This is a genomic window from Enterobacter nematophilus (assembly GCF_026344075.1).
GTDB classification, from domain to species: Bacteria; Pseudomonadota; Gammaproteobacteria; order Enterobacterales; family Enterobacteriaceae; genus Enterobacter; species Enterobacter nematophilus.
In genome coordinates, this window is sequence record NZ_JAPKNE010000005.1 from 1 (window position 1) to 15,963 (window position 15,963).

At 55.9% G+C, this 15,963-nt stretch carries 14 protein-coding genes; 6 read left to right on the top strand and 8 right to left on the bottom strand.

Annotation, left to right across the window (positions count from 1 at the left end):
- The first annotated feature begins 275 nt into the window (after positions 1–275).
- Positions 276–983, top strand: a complete 708-nt coding sequence (locus tag OSH03_RS14445; RefSeq protein ID WP_061096738.1) for a FadR/GntR family transcriptional regulator — start codon at positions 276–278, stop codon at positions 981–983.
- On the top strand, positions 980–2,413 hold the full coding sequence (gene mdtD, locus OSH03_RS14450; RefSeq protein WP_151412279.1) for a multidrug transporter subunit MdtD: 1,434 nt from the start codon (positions 980–982) through the stop codon (positions 2,411–2,413). Before OSH03_RS14445 ends, mdtD begins: the two co-directional genes overlap by 4 nt.
- On the opposite strand, the gene rbsR is transcribed toward mdtD, so the two are convergent.
- The 7 genes from rbsR to kup all read right to left on the bottom strand — a co-directional run bounded on the left by rbsR (position 2,379) and on the right by kup (position 10,328).
- Positions 2,379–3,371, bottom strand: a complete 993-nt coding sequence (gene rbsR / locus OSH03_RS14455) for a ribose operon transcriptional repressor RbsR (protein ID WP_266179415.1) — start codon at positions 3,369–3,371, stop codon at positions 2,379–2,381. The genes mdtD and rbsR overlap by 35 nt on opposite strands.
- Positions 3,372–3,374: 3 nt before the next feature.
- Positions 3,375–4,304 (bottom strand): ribokinase, encoded by a 930-nt coding sequence (rbsK, locus tag OSH03_RS14460; protein ID WP_266179526.1) that lies wholly within the window; start codon positions 4,302–4,304, stop codon positions 3,375–3,377.
- Between the two features lie 108 nt (positions 4,305–4,412).
- Positions 4,413–5,303 carry a ribose ABC transporter substrate-binding protein RbsB gene (gene rbsB, locus OSH03_RS14465; protein WP_013099394.1) on the bottom strand — a complete coding sequence of 297 codons (891 nt, stop codon included), beginning with the start codon at positions 5,301–5,303 and terminating at the stop codon, positions 4,413–4,415.
- Positions 5,304–5,330: 27 nt separating this feature from the next.
- Positions 5,331–6,296: a ribose ABC transporter permease gene (rbsC, locus tag OSH03_RS14470; protein WP_047360514.1), complete on the bottom strand. Its 966-nt coding sequence runs from the start codon at positions 6,294–6,296 to the stop codon at positions 5,331–5,333.
- A gap of 4 nt (positions 6,297–6,300) precedes the next feature.
- Positions 6,301–7,806 carry a ribose ABC transporter ATP-binding protein RbsA gene (gene rbsA / locus OSH03_RS14475; protein ID WP_266179527.1) on the bottom strand — a complete coding sequence of 502 codons (1,506 nt, stop codon included), beginning with the start codon at positions 7,804–7,806 and terminating at the stop codon, positions 6,301–6,303.
- Positions 7,807–7,813: 7 nt separating this feature from the next.
- Positions 7,814–8,233, bottom strand: a complete 420-nt coding sequence (gene rbsD, locus OSH03_RS14480) for a D-ribose pyranase (protein WP_003862392.1) — start codon at positions 8,231–8,233, stop codon at positions 7,814–7,816.
- Between the two features lie 226 nt (positions 8,234–8,459).
- The gene (kup, locus tag OSH03_RS14485; protein ID WP_061096733.1) at positions 8,460–10,328 is read right to left on the bottom strand and encodes a low affinity potassium transporter Kup; all 1,869 of its coding nucleotides are present in this window, start codon (positions 10,326–10,328) and stop codon (positions 8,460–8,462) included.
- Positions 10,329–10,549: 221 nt separating this feature from the next.
- Here kup and ravA point away from each other — a divergent pair, with 221 nt between their 5' ends.
- A complete protein-coding gene (gene ravA, locus OSH03_RS14490) occupies positions 10,550–12,046 on the top strand; it encodes an ATPase RavA (RefSeq protein ID WP_266179416.1) in 1,497 nt (498 codons plus the stop codon).
- Positions 12,040–13,491, top strand: coding sequence for an ATPase RavA stimulator ViaA (viaA, locus tag OSH03_RS14495; protein ID WP_253540107.1), 1,452 nt, complete (start codon positions 12,040–12,042; stop codon positions 13,489–13,491). The genes ravA and viaA overlap by 7 nt, the downstream gene beginning before the upstream one ends.
- Here the strand turns inward: viaA and asnA are convergent, their stop codons facing one another.
- Positions 13,492–14,484 carry an aspartate--ammonia ligase gene (gene asnA / locus OSH03_RS14500; RefSeq protein ID WP_061096731.1) on the bottom strand — a complete coding sequence of 331 codons (993 nt, stop codon included), beginning with the start codon at positions 14,482–14,484 and terminating at the stop codon, positions 13,492–13,494.
- 151 nt (positions 14,485–14,635) lie between these two features.
- Between asnA and asnC the strand changes: the two genes are divergently transcribed.
- Positions 14,636–15,094, top strand: a complete 459-nt coding sequence (gene asnC / locus OSH03_RS14505) for a transcriptional regulator AsnC (protein WP_008500198.1) — start codon at positions 14,636–14,638, stop codon at positions 15,092–15,094.
- A gap of 90 nt (positions 15,095–15,184) precedes the next feature.
- Positions 15,185–15,634 carry an FMN-binding protein MioC gene (gene mioC / locus OSH03_RS14510; RefSeq protein WP_061096730.1) on the top strand — a complete coding sequence of 150 codons (450 nt, stop codon included), beginning with the start codon at positions 15,185–15,187 and terminating at the stop codon, positions 15,632–15,634.
- The last annotated feature ends 329 nt before the right edge of the window (positions 15,635–15,963 follow it).

Genomic DNA, 15,963 nt, shown 5'->3' on the forward strand with positions numbered 1-15,963 from the left:
GCATATTACGCTTTCCCGCTTCAGAGTCAAGCGTTTATTTTGCTTTTCTCTGCTGACCCGGCGGCGTGTGTGCCGTTGTTCCGTGTCAGTGGAGGCGCATTATAGGGAGTTATTCTTAAGTGACAAGAGGAAATTTAAAAAAAGTTTCTATCCGTGTCTTTTTTCACCAATAGCGGTGATATCAAGCTACAAATTGTTCTATTTGATGTATCTGCAACCACAATCACATTCGAGGTGGCATAATTAACAGCATGAAACATTAAGGAATAAAAGCGATGCCATTAAGCGCACAACAGCTGGCCGCCCAAAAAAATCTGTCCTATGTGCTGGCAGAAAAGCTGGCGCAGCGGATTTTAGCGGGTAAATATGCCCCGGGGAGCATCCTGCCGGGTGAAATGGAGCTGGGTGAGCAGTTTGGAGTAAGCCGTACCGCGGTTCGCGAGGCGGTGAAAACCCTGACGGCAAAAGGTATGGTGCTTCCACGCCCTCGTATTGGCACGCGCGTGATGCCACAGAATAACTGGAATTTTCTCGATCAGGAGCTGCTCTCCTGGTGGATGACCGAAGACAACTTTCATCAGGTCGTCGATCATTTTCTGGTAATGCGCAGCAGCCTTGAGCCTCAGGCATGCCTGCTTGCCGCCACGCTCGGGACAGCAGAGCAGAAAGCGCAGCTTAACGCACTAATGGAAGAGATGGTGTTCCTGAAAAAACACTTCAACCGGGAACGTTGGGTTGAGGTCGATATGGCCTGGCATGAACATATCTATATGATGAGCGCCAATCCGTTCCTCACTTCCTTTGCTTCGTTATTCCATTCGGTGTACCACACTTACTTTACCTCTATTACACAAGACGAAGTGGTAAAGCTGGATTTGCATCAGGCGATAGTGGATGCCATTCAGGAGAGCGACGGGCAGCGAGCCCTGACTGCATGCCAGGCATTGCTGACCGCACCAACTCACCAGCAGGTAAATAAATGACAGAGAAAAAAGCGCGCAGCATGGCCGGATTGCCGTGGATTGCAGCCATGGCGTTCTTTATGCAGGCACTGGATGCCACCATCCTCAATACGGCGCTTCCCGCTATTGCGCAAAGCCTCAACCGCTCCCCGCTGGCAATGCAGTCCGCCATCATCAGCTACACCCTCACGGTAGCGATGTTGATCCCGGTAAGCGGCTGGCTGGCCGATCGCTTCGGTACCCGCAGAGTTTTCATGCTGGCCGTAACGCTCTTTACGCTCGGTTCACTGGCCTGCGCGCTCTCCACTTCATTAGCGGAGCTGGTTATCTTTCGCGTACTGCAGGGAATTGGCGGCGCGATGATGATGCCGGTGGCGCGCCTCGCCTTGCTGCGTGCCTACCCGCGCAGCGAACTGCTCCCCGTGCTCAACTTTGTCACCATGCCGGGGCTGGTTGGCCCAATACTTGGCCCGGTCCTCGGGGGGGTACTGGTTACCTGGGCAAGCTGGCACTGGATTTTCCTGATTAATATTCCGATTGGCGTGGCAGGGCTGATCTATGCCCGCAAATATATGCCGAACTTCACCACGCCCAGGCGCAGCTTCGATATGGGCGGCTTTTTCCTGTTTGGCCTGAGCCTGGTGCTGTTCTCCAGTGGGATGGAGCTCATTGGCGAGAAGCTCGTTGAAACGTGGCTGGCACTCGCCGTCATCTTCAGCGGTATTCTGCTGTTCCTTCTTTATATACGTCATGCGCGTCGTCACCCGACACCGCTTATCTCTTTATCTCTCTTTAACACCCGAACTTTTTCCGTCGGGATCGCGGGCAATATTGCCTCACGTCTGGGCACGGGCTGCGTACCGTTCCTGATGCCATTGATGCTGCAGGTGGGGTTCGGCTACCCGGCGCTGATTGCCGGCTGCATGATGGCGCCCACGGCAATGGGCTCCATTCTGGCGAAATCAACGGTCACGCAGGTACTGCGCTGGTTTGGCTATCGTAAAACGCTGGTTGGCGTGACGGTCTTTATCGGTCTGATGATTGCGCAGTTCTCGCTGCAATCCGCGGCGTTGCCGGTCTGGATGCTGATCCTGCCGCTGTTTGTGTTGGGGATGGCGATGTCAACGCAGTTCACGTCGATGAACACCATAACCCTTGCGGACCTGACCGACGAGAACGCAAGTAGCGGCAACAGCGTACTGGCGGTCACGCAACAGTTATCGATTAGTCTTGGCGTTGCCGTCAGTGCGGCCGTACTGCGGTTTTATGAAGGGTTCGATAGCACAAATACCGTTGAACAGTTCCACTATACCTTTATCACCATGGGCGCGCTTACCGTGGTGTCGGCGCTGGTCTTTATGCTGTTAAAACCGAAAGACGGCCGCAACCTGATCAAAGAGCGCCACAAGGCAAAGGCTAAACCGAACCCCGCTCCATCAGAACAGGAGTAAGCTGCAGACGTTGCTGCTGCAGCGTGGGCTGCGCCATTCGGTGGATCAACACATCAATGGCCAGCTCACCCAGTTCATCCTTTGGCTGATGAATGGTCGTCAGCGGCGGCGTCATGTAGCGCGCCAGTTCGATATCATCGTAGCCCACGATAGCCATATCGTCCGGAACGCGCAGTCCCGCCTGATAAAGCGCCTGATAGGCACCAAACGCCATCGCATCGTTACCGATAAACACCGCCTGCGGGCGAGGCTCTTGCGCCAGCAGCGTCTGCATTGCCTCGAAACCGCCGTTAAACTCGAAATCACCGGTGATTCGGTAACCATCAGGAATGACAAGCCCCGCCCGCTCCATTGCGGAGAGATATCCTTCCAGACGCAGGCGCGCCGGGGTTTTATCCAGCGGGCCGGTAATGCAGGCGATGCGGGTATGGCCCTTATCGATCAGATGCTGAGTCGCCATATCGCCGCCCAGCAGGGAGTTATCCTGAATCAGATCGCTGGTACCGTCGAAGGGCGCCCAGTCCATCATCACCGTGGGAATAGAGGGATAGCGCTGGATGATCTCTTTCGAGGGTTGGTGCGTTTCGGTACAGAGCAGCAGCAGCCCGTCGACGCGTTTTTGCATCAGCGTTTCCAGATTGCGGTTCATGCGCTGCTCGTCGCCTTCGGTATTGCACAGCACCAGGCTGTAGCCACGCTCAAAACAGCTGCGCTCTACGCCACGAACAAGTTCAGAATAAAAAGGGTTGGTACTGGCGGTGATCAGCATACCGATGGTGCGCGTCTGGTTGAGCTTGAGACTGCGCGCCAGCGCCGACGGCGCATAGTTGAGATCTTTTACTGCGGCTTCGACTTTCTCCCGAATCGCCTCGCTGACGAAGCGGTCGTTATTAATAACGTGAGAGACAGTCGAAGTAGAAACGCCCGCCATGCGGGCGACATCTTTCATCGTAGCCAAACGTTACCCCTGCTGACTTAAGAATTCATCGATCTCTTTGCGCCACGGAACGGAAGGCTGTGCGCCTTTGCGCGTCACCGCAATCGCGGCGGCGGCATGCGCAAAGCGGATGGCATCATCCATCGCTTTTCCTTCCAGCTGCGCCGTCACCAGCGCACCGTTAAAGGTGTCTCCAGCCGCGATAGTATCAATGGCTTTGACCTTAAAGCCCGGCACGCGACGCCCTTCGCCATTGACGCTTGCCCACACCCCACGGCTGCCAAGAGTAATGATAACGGTGCCGATGCCTTTTGCATGCAGCACTCTCGCCGCACGCGCGGCATCATCGTCATTTTCAACGCGAATGCCCGTCAGCTTTTCGGCTTCAGTTTCGTTCGGCGTAATGATGTCCACCAGCGCCAGCAGCTCGTCTGATAATACACGGGCTGGGGCCGGGTTAAGTACGACAGTGGTATGATTTTCATGCGCAATTTTCGCGGCGGCCAGCACGCTTTCAACCGGCGACTCCAGCTGCATCAGCAGGGCTTCCGCGCCAGCGATAATTTCGCGCTGCGCGTCGACGCGTTCTGTCGTTAACGCAGCATTAGCCCCCGCATGAATACCGATGACATTCTCACCTTCCGCGTTGACGAAAATCAGCGCTACGCCGGTAGATTCCCCTGCAACCACGCTGATCGGCGCAATGTCGATGTTGTCGCTTGCCAGCTGTTTACGTACGCGCTCACCGGTGTCGTCATCGCCCGTGCAGGCGATAAAGGCGATATTCGCTCCGCTGCGTCCTGCGGCGACGGCCTGATTTGCGCCCTTACCGCCAAACGCGACCTGGTACTGATTGCCAGTGACGGTTTCGCCCGGTGTCGGGAAAGTTTCAAGGTTAAGAATGTGATCGGCATTGATACTGCCAAGGACGACGAGGTTGCCTGCGGTTTTCATGGTTGAGCTGTCCATCTGAGAGCGCCACCGGTGTTACCCGGTGGCGTATGCCACACTTTTCTTTTATTTGGTGTCCCTCAGGCAGCCAGCGACTGCCTGAATCGCCTTTTACTGCTTAATGACCAGCTTCAGGTCAACCGGATATTTGGCCTGAACTTTTTCGCCCTTCAGCACTTTATCGGCAGTTTGCACGCCAGTCGCGCCAATCTGCTCAGGCAGCTGAGCGATGGTCGCAGCCAGTTTGCCATCATTTACCGCTTTTTCACCATCCGGCGTGCCGTCAAATCCGACAACCATCACATCAGATTTACCTGCGGTCTGCAGGGCACGCAGCGCGCCCAGCGCCATTTCGTCGTTCTGGGCGAACACTGCCTGCACGTCAGGATGCGCGGTCAGCAGGTTCTGCATAACGTTCAGACCTTTAGTACGGTCGAAGTCTGCCGGCTGGCTCGCCAGCACGTTGAATTTATGCGCCGCTACAGCCTGCTGGAAGCCTTCACCACGCTCACGGGCTGCGGACGTACCGGCAATCCCCTGCAGTTCGATAACTTTCGCGCCTTCACCGGCTTTCTTCGCAATGTAGTCACCCGCGATTTTACCGCCCAGCACGTTATCAGAAGCAATGTGGCTGACCACGTCGCCTTTCGTCGCCTGACGGTCCAGGGTAATCACCGGAATCTTCGCCTGGTTTGCCATCTTCACGGCGTTACCTACGGCGTCAGAATCGGTTGGGTTGATCAGCAGAATTTTGGTACCACGAACGGTTAAGTCCTGAACGTTCGCCAGCTCTTTCGCCGGGTTGTTTTGAGAATCCAGCACCACCAGGTTGTAGCCCAGCTTGTCCGCTTCTTTCTGCGCGCCATCCTTAAGGGAGACGAAGAACGGGTTGTTCAGCGTGGAGATAACCAGCGCGATGGTGTCTTTCGCCATGGCGTTAGCACTTACGGTTGCGCTCAGCGCGACAGCGGAAACCAGGGTAGCCAGTTTTTTCATGTTCATATCTAAGATGTCCTGTAGTGTCGTCAGTTACTGTTTTTTGTTGTCTACCAGTACCGCCAGCAAAATCACCACTGCCTTAACGATCATCTGGTAATAGGAGGAAACACCTAACAAATTCAAACCATTATTCAGGAAACCGAGAATCAGTGCGCCGATCAATGTCCCAACAATGCGACCTTTACCGCCCGCAAGACTCGTACCGCCCAGAACCACTGCCGCGATGGCATCCAGCTCATAACCCGTACCCGCCGTCGGCTGCGCGGAGGAGAGGCGCGCCACTTCGATGATGCCCGCCAGGGAGGCCAGCAGGCCGCACAGGGAGTACACGATAATTTTGACTTTATTAACGCTGATACCGGACAGGCGCGTTGCCGCTTCATTACCGCCCAGCGCATAGATATAACGGCCAAGACGGGTATGGTGCAGCATGTACCACGCTGCCAGGAAGACGATAGCCATGATCCAGACCGGCGTTGGAATGCCCAGCGGGCGGCCGATACCGAACCAGCCAAACAGATCCGCGTTATCGGTAAAGCCGGTATTGACCGGGCTGCCGTTGGTGTAAACCATGGTCACACCGCGCAGCAGCAGCATCATCACCAGCGTAGCGATAAACGCCTGAACGCGGCCTTTTGCCACAATCACGCCGGTTACGGCGCCAATCGCCGCGCCAGCTGCCAGGGCCGCAGCAACGGCCACCAGCGCGTTGACTTCAATGCCAACAATCGAAGCGGCGATCGCGCCGGTGAGCGCCAGCAGGGAACCGACGGACAGATCGATACCCGAGGTCAAAATCACCAGCGTCATGCCGACCGCCATAATGGCGTTCACCGACGTCTGCTGCAGAATGTTGAACAGGTTATTCACGGTGAAGAAATTCGGGCTCATGGTCGACACAATCGCGATCAGCACCAGCAGGGCAATCAGCGATTTTTGTTCCATCAGCCATGCCTTTGTGAAATAGCGGCGACCAGAAACAGCCTGGGTAGTCATCTTCTTACTCCTGATTCACGCGATTAAGCTTGCCCACAGCGGCAGCCATCAGAACTTCCTGGGTGGCCTGCTCGCGAGTGAATTCACCGCCGAGATGCCCTTCATGCATGACGATAATGCGATCGCTCATGCCTAATACCTCTGGCATCTCGGAAGAGACCAGAATGATGCTCAGACCGTCGGCCTTGAACTGGTTAATCAGCTGATAGATTTCTTTCTTCGCGCCCACGTCCACGCCGCGGGTTGGCTCGTCGAGGATCAACACTTTCGGGCGCGTCATCAGTCCGCGGGCAATCGCCACTTTCTGCTGATTACCGCCGGACAACAGGCCAATCGCCTGCTCCATCGACGGGGTTTTAACGTTGAAGAGACGGATAAAATCGCTGACCGCCTGCTGCTCGTCTTTATGCTTCAGGCTGCCCCCGCTGCGGCTGAAATAGCGCAGCGCGGTCAGGGACATGTTCTCTTTAACCGACATGCCCAGCACTAATCCGTCGCGCTTACGGTCTTCAGAGATATAGACGATGCCGTTCGCCAGGCCGTCCTGCGGCGAGCGGGTCACCACTTCATGACCGTCGAGGGTGACATAACCGCTGGTGCGCGGCAGTGCGCCGTAGAGCACTTTCATCAGCTCGGTACGGCCTGCGCCCATCAGGCCCGCCACGCCCAGGATCTCGCCCTGACGCAGGGTAAAGGTCACATCATTTACGCCCGGACCGCAGAGGTTGTCCACCTTGAGGCGGATCTCACCCGGCGCTTTGTCCAGACGCGGATACTGATCTTCGAGCTTACGTCCCACCATCATTTCGATGAGCGTATCTTCGGTCAGCGTCGCCACTTCGCGCTCGGCAATAAACTGCCCGTCGCGGAAGACGGTAACGTCATCGCAGATCTCAAAGATCTCTTTCATGCGGTGTGAGATATAGACAATCCCGCGGCCCTGCGATTTCAGTTCGCGGATCACGCGGAAAAGGGATTCGGTTTCGGTATCGGTCAGGGCATCGGTCGGTTCATCCATAATGATGACCTTCGACTCAAAGCTCAGCACCTTCGCGATTTCCACCATCTGCTGATCGCCGATGGAGAGATCGCCCACAAGGCGGTCGCTCTTAAAGCGCAGGTTCAGCTTCGCCAGCAGCTTGTCCGCTTCCGCGTACATGGTTTTCCAGTCGATTTTGCCGAACCGGTTCACAAACTCGCGGCCGAGGAAGATGTTTTCCGCAATGGTGAGCTGCGGGATGAGGTTAAGCTCCTGGTGAATAATGCCGATGCCCGCTTCCTGAGAGGATTTCGGGCCGTTAAAGGTGGTCTCTTTACCCAGCCATAAGAGCGAACCGGCATCGCGCTGGTAGATCCCGGTCAGCACTTTCATCATGGTGGATTTGCCGGCGCCGTTTTCGCCCACCAGCGCCATCACGCGCCCGGGGTAGACGTTCAGCGCCGCACCGGAGAGGGCTTTTACGCCCGGGAACGATTTATCGATCCCTTTGAGTTGCAGTAATGCGTCCATGATGGCCTCAGAAGGTGACGCCAGCACAGAGAATGATATTCGCATACGGGGAACACTCCCCGCTGCGAATCACCGCCTGACTGTCTGCGGTTTGTTGTTTGAACTGCTCGTGCGTTGTGTAACGAATTTCTATGGTGTTTCCCTGGTGTTGTTGCAGTTGCTCAATGTGGCTGAGCAACGTTTCGTGGAGTTGCGGATTATGTTGTTTGATTTCCGCCGCGAGAATGGCCGCCTCAACCTGCATCTCCGCCGTCACGACTTCCAGTACCTGCATAAACGAAGGAACACCCTGCGTTAACGCCATATCAATACGGGTTGTGCTGCGCGGAACCGGTAAGCCTGCATCGCAAACCACCAGCGTATCGGTATGCCCAAGGCGGGAAATAACCGATGAGATTTCTGAGTTGAGAACCGTGCCTTTCTTCATATTCTTGCTCCACTAGCGAAACGTTTCGCTAACAAGAGTGTAGACGCAAGAGTGTTCAGAAAACCACCATGACGTAACGGAATTGTGATCGACGTCGAAACGTTTCGCTAAGTGAAATGGAGTGGAGGTAAATGCAAAACGGTAACCCCAAGGTTACCGTTTTTTATGTTTGCGCCCTCTCCCTGTGGGAGAGGGTCGGGGTGAGAGCATCAGGCCGCACAAAGACTTAAATCTCTACCTGCGTCCCCAGCTCAATCACGCGGTTAGGCGGGATCTCAAACTGGTCAGGCGCGCGCAGGGCGTTACGCTGCAGGATAAGGTACAGCTTGCCGCGCAGGCGCAGGTACCACGGGCGCTTGCCAATGATCAGCGACTCGTGCGACATAAAGAACGACGTCTCCATCATCCGGCAGCTTAGCCCTTCCAGACCGCAGCGGTGGAACACCTCTTCCACGTTCGGCGTTTCGCGCCAGCCGTAGCTCGCCACCACGCGCCAGAAGGTCGGGGACAGCTGCTCTATTTGCACGCGACGCACGTTGTGAACGTACGGTGCATCTTCGGTGCGCAGCGTCAGCAGGATCACGCGCTCGTGCAGCACTTTGTTGTGCTTCAGGTTATGCATTAGCGCAAACGGGATGACGTTCAGGGCACGAGACATATAAACCGCAGTACCCGGCACGCGCACCGGCGGGGATTTCTCCAGCGACGCGATCATCGCCTCCAGAGAATTACCGTGCTCATGCATGCGGCGCAGCAGGCGGAAGCGCTCGCTCTTCCACGTGGTCATCACAATGAACATCAACAGGCCCAGCGTCAGCGGCAGCCAGCCGCCGGAGACAATCTTGTCGAGGTTCGCGGAGAACAGCGGCACGTCAATGCACAGGAAGCCCACCAGAATCATCGCCACGAGGAATTTATTCCAGTGCCAGTTGCGGTACGCCACCGTGGTGGAGAGAAGCGACGTCAGCACCATCGTACCGGTCACGGCAATACCGTAGGCCGCCGCCAGATTACTGGAGTGCTCGAAGCTAACGATCACGATCACAACGGCAAAGTAGAGTAGCCAGTTAACGAACGGGATGTAAATCTGGCCCGACTCCATTTCTGAAGTATGGATGATGCGCATTGGCGAGAGATATCCCAGACGGACGGCCTGGCGCGTCAGAGAGAACACCCCGGAAATCACCGCCTGAGACGCAATAACCGTCGCCAGCGTTGCGAGGATCAGCATCGGCACCAGCGCCCAGTCAGGCGCCAGCAGGAAGAATGGGTTCTTAATCGCTTCCGGATTCGTGAGCAGCAGCGCGCCCTGGCCGAAGTAGTTCAGCACCAGCGACGGGAGCACCACAATAAACCATGCCACGCGGATAGGCAGCTTACCGAAGTGCCCCATATCGGCATATAACGCCTCAACGCCGGTGATGGAGAGCACGACCGCACCCAGCGCCACGAAGGAAACCACTTTGTATTCCAGGAAGAAATGCACCGCCCAGTAAGGGTTCAGCGCCTGAAGGACTTCCGGGTTAGCGATGATGCTACGCAAACCGAGCGCCGCCAGGATCAGGAACCAGGCCAGCATAATCGGCGCAAACAGTTTGCCCACCAGCCCGGTGCCGTGTTTCTGGATCATGAACAGCAGCGTCAACACGATGATTGCCAGCGGGACAACCCATGTATCAAGCTGCGGGGCAATAATCTCCAGCCCTTCAATCGCCGAGAGCACTGAGATAGCTGGTGTTATCACCACTTCCCCATAGAAGAAACTGCCGCCTATCAGGCCGATAATCACCAGCACGGACGTCATTCTGGCCGAGGTATTGCGACCGGCAAGGGACATCAGGGTCAGGATACCGCCTTCGCCCGCGTTATCAGCGCGCATAACGAAGGAGAGATATTTAACGGAAACGACCAGGATCAGCAGCCAGAAGATGAGGGACAGGAAGCCAAACACGGCATCGCGCTCAACACCAAAGCCAAACTGGCCGGACAGACATTCACGAAGCGTATAAAGCGGGCTGGTGCCGATATCACCGTAGACAACCCCGATCGCCGCAAGCGTTATTGCGGGTAATGATTGCTTATTATCAGTGCTCATAGACTAGTCTTTTCGTTTAAATAACAAATGTGTTCCTGTCCCTTGGTCCACAAAAAGCGCACAGTATGCACGATTCATTGCAAAATCGTACCCCTAAATGCAACCGCATTAATGTAGCGCAAAGAAAATTGCGCCGCACTTCAGCCTATTACCAGCCCAGACTGAAACGTCTATACTCGCTTCAATTGGCCGCCACAACGGCGAAAGGATGCAAAACTATTATGGCTCACTCACATTTATTAGCAGAAAGAATTTCCCGCCTCAGCAGCGCGCTGGAGAAAGGCCTTTACGAGCGTAGCCACGCCATTCGCCTTTGCCTGCTGGCGGCGTTAAGCGGTGAAAGCGTGTTTCTGCTGGGACCGCCGGGCATTGCCAAGAGTCTGATCGCACGCCGCCTGAAGTTCGCTTTTCAGAACGCCCGCGCATTTGAATATTTGATGACGCGCTTCTCCACCCCTGAAGAAGTTTTCGGCCCGCTTTCTATTCAGGCACTGAAGGACGAGGGGCGCTATGAGCGTCTGACGGCGGGCTATCTTCCGGAAGCGGAAATCGTCTTTCTCGATGAGATCTGGAAAGCCGGCCCGGCCATTCTGAACACCCTGCTGACGGCGATTAACGAACGTCGGTTCCGCAACGGGGCCAGTGAAGAGAAAATTCCCATGCGCCTGCTGGTGGCCGCGTCAAACGAACTGCCCGAAGCCGACAGCAGCCTGGAAGCGCTGTATGACCGTATGCTGATCCGCCTGTGGCTGGATAAAGTACAGGATAAATCCAACTTCCGCTCCATGCTGGTGAGCCAGCAGGATGAGAACGAAAACCCGGTGGCGCCGTCACTGCAGGTGACGGACGAGGAGTACCATCATTGGCAGGATGAGATCGGCAAAATTAAACTGCCCGATGCCGTCTTTGAACTGATCTTCATGCTGCGCCAGCAGCTTGATTCCCTGCCTTCCGCTCCGTATGTCTCGGACCGGCGCTGGAAAAAAGCGATCCGTCTGCTCCAGGCCAGCGCGCTGTTCAGCGGTCGCGACGCGGTCGCCCCTATCGATCTGATCCTGCTAAAAGACTGCCTCTGGCACGACGCGGAAGGCATGAACCTGATGCAGCAGCAGCTGGACGTTTTGATGACCGGGCACGCCTGGGGGCAGCAGGCGATGCTCAACCAGCTGGGGGCGATTGCCCAACGGCGCATTCAGCTCCAGCAGCAACAAAGCGATAAAACCGCGCTAAAAGTGAATCGACTGGGCGGCATGTTCGCCCGCAAACCGCATTACGAGCTACCCGCCGATCTGACCGGCACGACGCTGACGCTGCTGCTCCAGCAGCCGCTCAAGCTGCATGATATGCAGGTGGTGCACATTACGATTGAGCGCGAGCCGCTGGCGCAGTGGCTGGATAAGGGCGGGGAGATCCGCGGCAAGCTCAACGGCATCGGTTTCGCGCAGCCGCTGAATATGGAAGTGGACAGCAGTCAGCATCTGGTGATCCGCGACGTCAGCCTTCAGGGATCGCGTCTTGCGCTACCCGGCACCGCCTCGGACAGCGTGCCGGAAGAGATTAAACAGCAGCTGGAAGCGCTGGATACCGAATGGCATCAGCAGCATACCCGCTTCAGCGAGCAGCAAAAATGCCTCTTTATTCATAGCGACTGGCTAGGCCGTATTGAAGCCAGCCTGCAGGACGTCAGCGCGCAGATCAAACAGGCGCGTCAATGCTAACGCTGGACACGCTCAATGTCATGCTGGCGGTTAGCGAGGAAGGGCTGATCGAAGAGGTCGTTATTACCCTGCTTGCCACGCCGCAGCTGGCGGCTTTTTTTGAAAAATTCCCAAAGCTCAAAAAGGCGATGACGGACGATCTCCCGCGCTGGCGCGACAACCTGCGGCAGCGGTTTAAGGAGACGGAAGTCCCGCCCGAACTGACGGAGGAAGTCGCAGCCTATCAGCAGTGTCAGCGGCTATCGACGCCGCAGTTTATCGTCCAGATCCCGCAAACCCTGACGCTGCTCGATAAAGTCCATTCTCCGTTTGCCAGCCAGGCCAGAACGCTGGTCACGGAAAATGCCACCTTTACCCCGGCGCTGCATACCCTCTTCCTGCAGCGCTGGCGCCTGAGTCTGGTCGTCCAGGCCACCACGCTGAACCAGCAGCTGCTGGATGAAGAGCGCGAGCAGCTGCTCAGCGAAGTCCAGGAACGCATGACGCTGAGCGGCCAGCTCGAAGAGGTGCTGGTAGAAAATGAAAACGCCGCCGGCCGCCTCTGGGACATGAGCGCCGGGCAGCTGCGGCGCGGGGATTATCAGCTGATCGTGAAGTACGGCGACTTTCTGACCCAGCAGCCGGAGCTGATGAAGCTTGCGGAACAGCTGGGTCGGTCCAGGGAGGCCAAATCGGTCCCAAAGAAGGATGCACCGATGGAAACCTTCCGCACCCTGGTACGCGAACCGGCCACCGTGCCGGAACAGGTCGACGGACTCCAGCAAAGCGACGACATCCTGCGCCTGCTGCCCACGGAGCTAAGCACGCTGGGAATGACCGAACTGGAGTATGAGTTTTACCGTCGGCTGGTGGAAAAGCAGTTACTCACCTACCGGCTGCACGGCGAAGCCTGGCGCGAGAAGCTCAGCCAGCGCCCGGTCGTTCATCAGGATTTTGATGAACAGCCGCGCGGGCCGTTTATTGTTTGCGTGGATACGTCCGGCTCAATGGGCGGCTTTAACGAGCAGTGTGCAAAGGCGTTCTGTCTGGCGCTGATGCGCGTGGCGCTCGCCGATCGCCGTCGCTGCTTTATCATGCTCTTCTCCAGCGAAGTCGTGGGCTATGAGCTGACGAACCAGCAGGGCATCGAGCAGGCCATCCGCTTTTTAAGCCAGCGTTTTCGCGGCGGCACCGATCTGGCCAGCTGTTTTCGCAGCATTGTAGAGCGTATGCAGGGCGGCGACTGGTACGACGCTGACGCGGTGGTGATTTCAGATTTCATTGCCCAGCGGCTGCCGGATGATGTGGTAAATAAAGTGAAGGAGCTGCAGCGGGTGCATCAGCACCGTTTCCATGCCGTTGCGATGTCCGCACATGGAAAACCCGGCATCATGCGCATCTTCGATCATATCTGGCGCTTTGATACCGGGTTGCGTAGCCGCCTGCTCAGACGCTGGCGGCGTTAATTAAAGAAGAGAATCGACGCTTTCACGAACCTGCTGCGGCCAGACCCCACACTGCACCTGACCGATATGGGACAGCTGCAGCAGCAGCATGGTCAGACGGGACTGCCCGATACCGCCGCCGATGGTCTGCGGCATTTCACCGCGCAGCAGCGCCTGATGCCACTCCAGCTTCAGACGATCTTCATCACCGGTCACCGCCAGCTGGCGCTTCAGCGCGTCTGCATCCACGCGGATCCCCATAGAAGAGAGTTCAAACGCATCTTCCAGAACCGGGTTCCACACCAGAATATCGCCGTTCAGACCGGCATATTCGCTTTCGCCCGCGGTGCTCCAGTCATCATAATCCGGCGCACGAACGTCGTGACGTTTGCCATCAGACAGTTTACCGCCGATGCCGATCAGGAAAACCGCGCCCAGCTCTTTGGCGATCGCCCGCTCGCGGCCTTTGGCATCAAGATCCGGGAAGCGGCTCAGCAGTTCCTGGCTGTGGACAAAGTGGATCGTATCCGGCAGGAACGGTGCCAGACCAAACTCTTTGCTCACGGCCGCTTCGGTTGCTTTGATCCCGGCGTAGATCGCCTCAACGGTGGATTTCAGCGTGCCGACGTGGCGCTCGCCATCTCCCATTACGCGCTCCCAGTCCCACTGGTCAACGTAGACAGAGTGAATGGGGGAGAGACGGTCTTCATCGGGGCGAAGGGCTTTCATGTGCGTGTAGAGCCCTTCGCCCGCGCTGAAGTCGTGTTGTCCCAGGGTTTGACGCTTCCACTTCGCCAGTGAATGAACCACTTCGAACTGTGCGTCTGGCAGTGTTTTCACTTTCACCTGTACCGCTTTTTCGCATCCAGACAGGTTATCCTGCGTCCCGTCACCCACGCGGCTAAGGATCGGCGCCTGAACTTCAATAAGACCAAGCTTCTCTTCCAGCTGGCGGGAAAAATGGGATTTTACGAAACTGATCTGGCGTTGTTTTGCGATGTAAGCGGTTTTCATTATTTATACTCCTGCTTCCTGTTGGTAATGATTAAGCAACAGAACAGGCACTTAATTCAATAACCCATCAACAAAAAGCCGCCTTCACTTTTGATTCGTTAAAATAAGGCGCTAGAATAGACGTATTCATTAATCTTCATAAGAAAAAGCTATGGAAAATTATCAGATCGACAATCTGGACCGCGGCATCCTGGAGGCCTTAATGGCCAATGCCCGTACAGCCTACGCCGAACTGGCGAAACAGTTTGGCGTCAGCCCGGGAACCATTCACGTTCGCGTAGAGAAGATGAAGCAGGCAGGGATCATTACCGGCGCGCGCATTGACGTCAGCCCGAAACAGCTGGGCTACGACGTCTGCTGCTTCATCGGCATTATTCTTAAAAGCGCAAAAGACTACCCCTCCGCGCTGGCAAAGCTGAACGCGCTCGATGAAGTCACCGAGGCGTACTACACCACCGGGCACTACAGCATCTTTATAAAGGTGATGTGCCGATCCATCGATGCCCTCCAGCAGGTACTTATCAACAAGATCCAAACAATCGATGAAATTCAGTCCACCGAGACGCTGATCTCCCTGCAAAACCCGATCATGCGTACCATCCGCCCGTGATCGGGCAATTTCATTCCCACATTTTCCACAGGTAGATCCCAGCTCGTTCACAGCGTACAATGATTCCCTCTTTATCTGAGCGAGCGATCAATGGCGGACATTACCCTTATCAGCGGCAGCACCCTTGGCGGTGCGGAATACGTAGCGGAACATCTGGCTGAAAAGCTGGAAGATGCGGGCTTTTCGACAGAAACCTTGCACGGGCCGCTGCTTGAAGATCTCCCGGCTGACGGGGTCTGGCTGCTGATCACCTCCACGCACGGCGCGGGCGATCTGCCGGATAACCTGCAACCTTTATATGACGAACTGCTGGAACAGCAGCCCGACCTGTCAAACGTCCGTTTTGGCGCAGTGGGGATCGGCAGTCGTGAATATGACACCTTTTGCGGGGCAATAGAGAAAGTCGAAGCCGCTGTTACTGCTTGCGGAGCGAAACAGCTGGGTGAAACGCTCAAGATCAACATCCTCGATCATGACATTCCGGAAGATCCGGCCGAGATCTGGTTGGGTGAATGGAAAAATTTACTCAAAAACGATTAAAGATCGCGCGAACAGGTGTGGATAACTCTGGTTAAAAGCTCGTATTAACCCGTAGTTATCCAAAGAACAACCGTAGCGTCGTTTTTGCCCTGTGTATAAAGTCGCGATCTGATCCCAGCTTATACGGTCCAGGATCACCGATCATTCACAGCAAACGATCCTTTCTAACTGCTTGATCTTATTCGCGGGATCGGACTTATCCACACGGGTCTGCGATCCTAATAAGAGATCACAATAGAACAGATCTCTAAATAAAAAGATCTTCTTTTTAATAGCCCAGGATCCCAATGCTTTCTCGAAAGACTAAAGTTGAGTAGAATCCACGGCCC

Coding starts and splice junctions, on each gene's coding strand:
- viaA (WP_253540107.1), top strand. CDS start 12,040: ATGCTAACGCTGGACACGCTCAATGTCATGCTGGCGGTTAGCGAGGAA.
- kup (WP_061096733.1), bottom strand. CDS start 10,328: ATGAGCACTGATAATAAGCAATCATTACCCGCAATAACGCTTGCGGCG.
- asnC (WP_008500198.1), top strand. CDS start 14,636: ATGGAAAATTATCAGATCGACAATCTGGACCGCGGCATCCTGGAGGCC.
- asnA (WP_061096731.1), bottom strand. CDS start 14,484: ATGAAAACCGCTTACATCGCAAAACAACGCCAGATCAGTTTCGTAAAA.
- mdtD (WP_151412279.1), top strand. CDS start 980: ATGACAGAGAAAAAAGCGCGCAGCATGGCCGGATTGCCGTGGATTGCA.
- OSH03_RS14445 (WP_061096738.1), top strand. CDS start 276: ATGCCATTAAGCGCACAACAGCTGGCCGCCCAAAAAAATCTGTCCTAT.
- rbsD (WP_003862392.1), bottom strand. CDS start 8,233: ATGAAGAAAGGCACGGTTCTCAACTCAGAAATCTCATCGGTTATTTCC.
- ravA (WP_266179416.1), top strand. CDS start 10,550: ATGGCTCACTCACATTTATTAGCAGAAAGAATTTCCCGCCTCAGCAGC.
- rbsC (WP_047360514.1), bottom strand. CDS start 6,296: ATGACTACCCAGGCTGTTTCTGGTCGCCGCTATTTCACAAAGGCATGG.
- rbsK (WP_266179526.1), bottom strand. CDS start 4,304: ATGAAAACCGCAGGCAACCTCGTCGTCCTTGGCAGTATCAATGCCGAT.
- rbsA (WP_266179527.1), bottom strand. CDS start 7,806: ATGGACGCATTACTGCAACTCAAAGGGATCGATAAATCGTTCCCGGGC.
- mioC (WP_061096730.1), top strand. CDS start 15,185: ATGGCGGACATTACCCTTATCAGCGGCAGCACCCTTGGCGGTGCGGAA.
- rbsB (WP_013099394.1), bottom strand. CDS start 5,303: ATGAACATGAAAAAACTGGCTACCCTGGTTTCCGCTGTCGCGCTGAGC.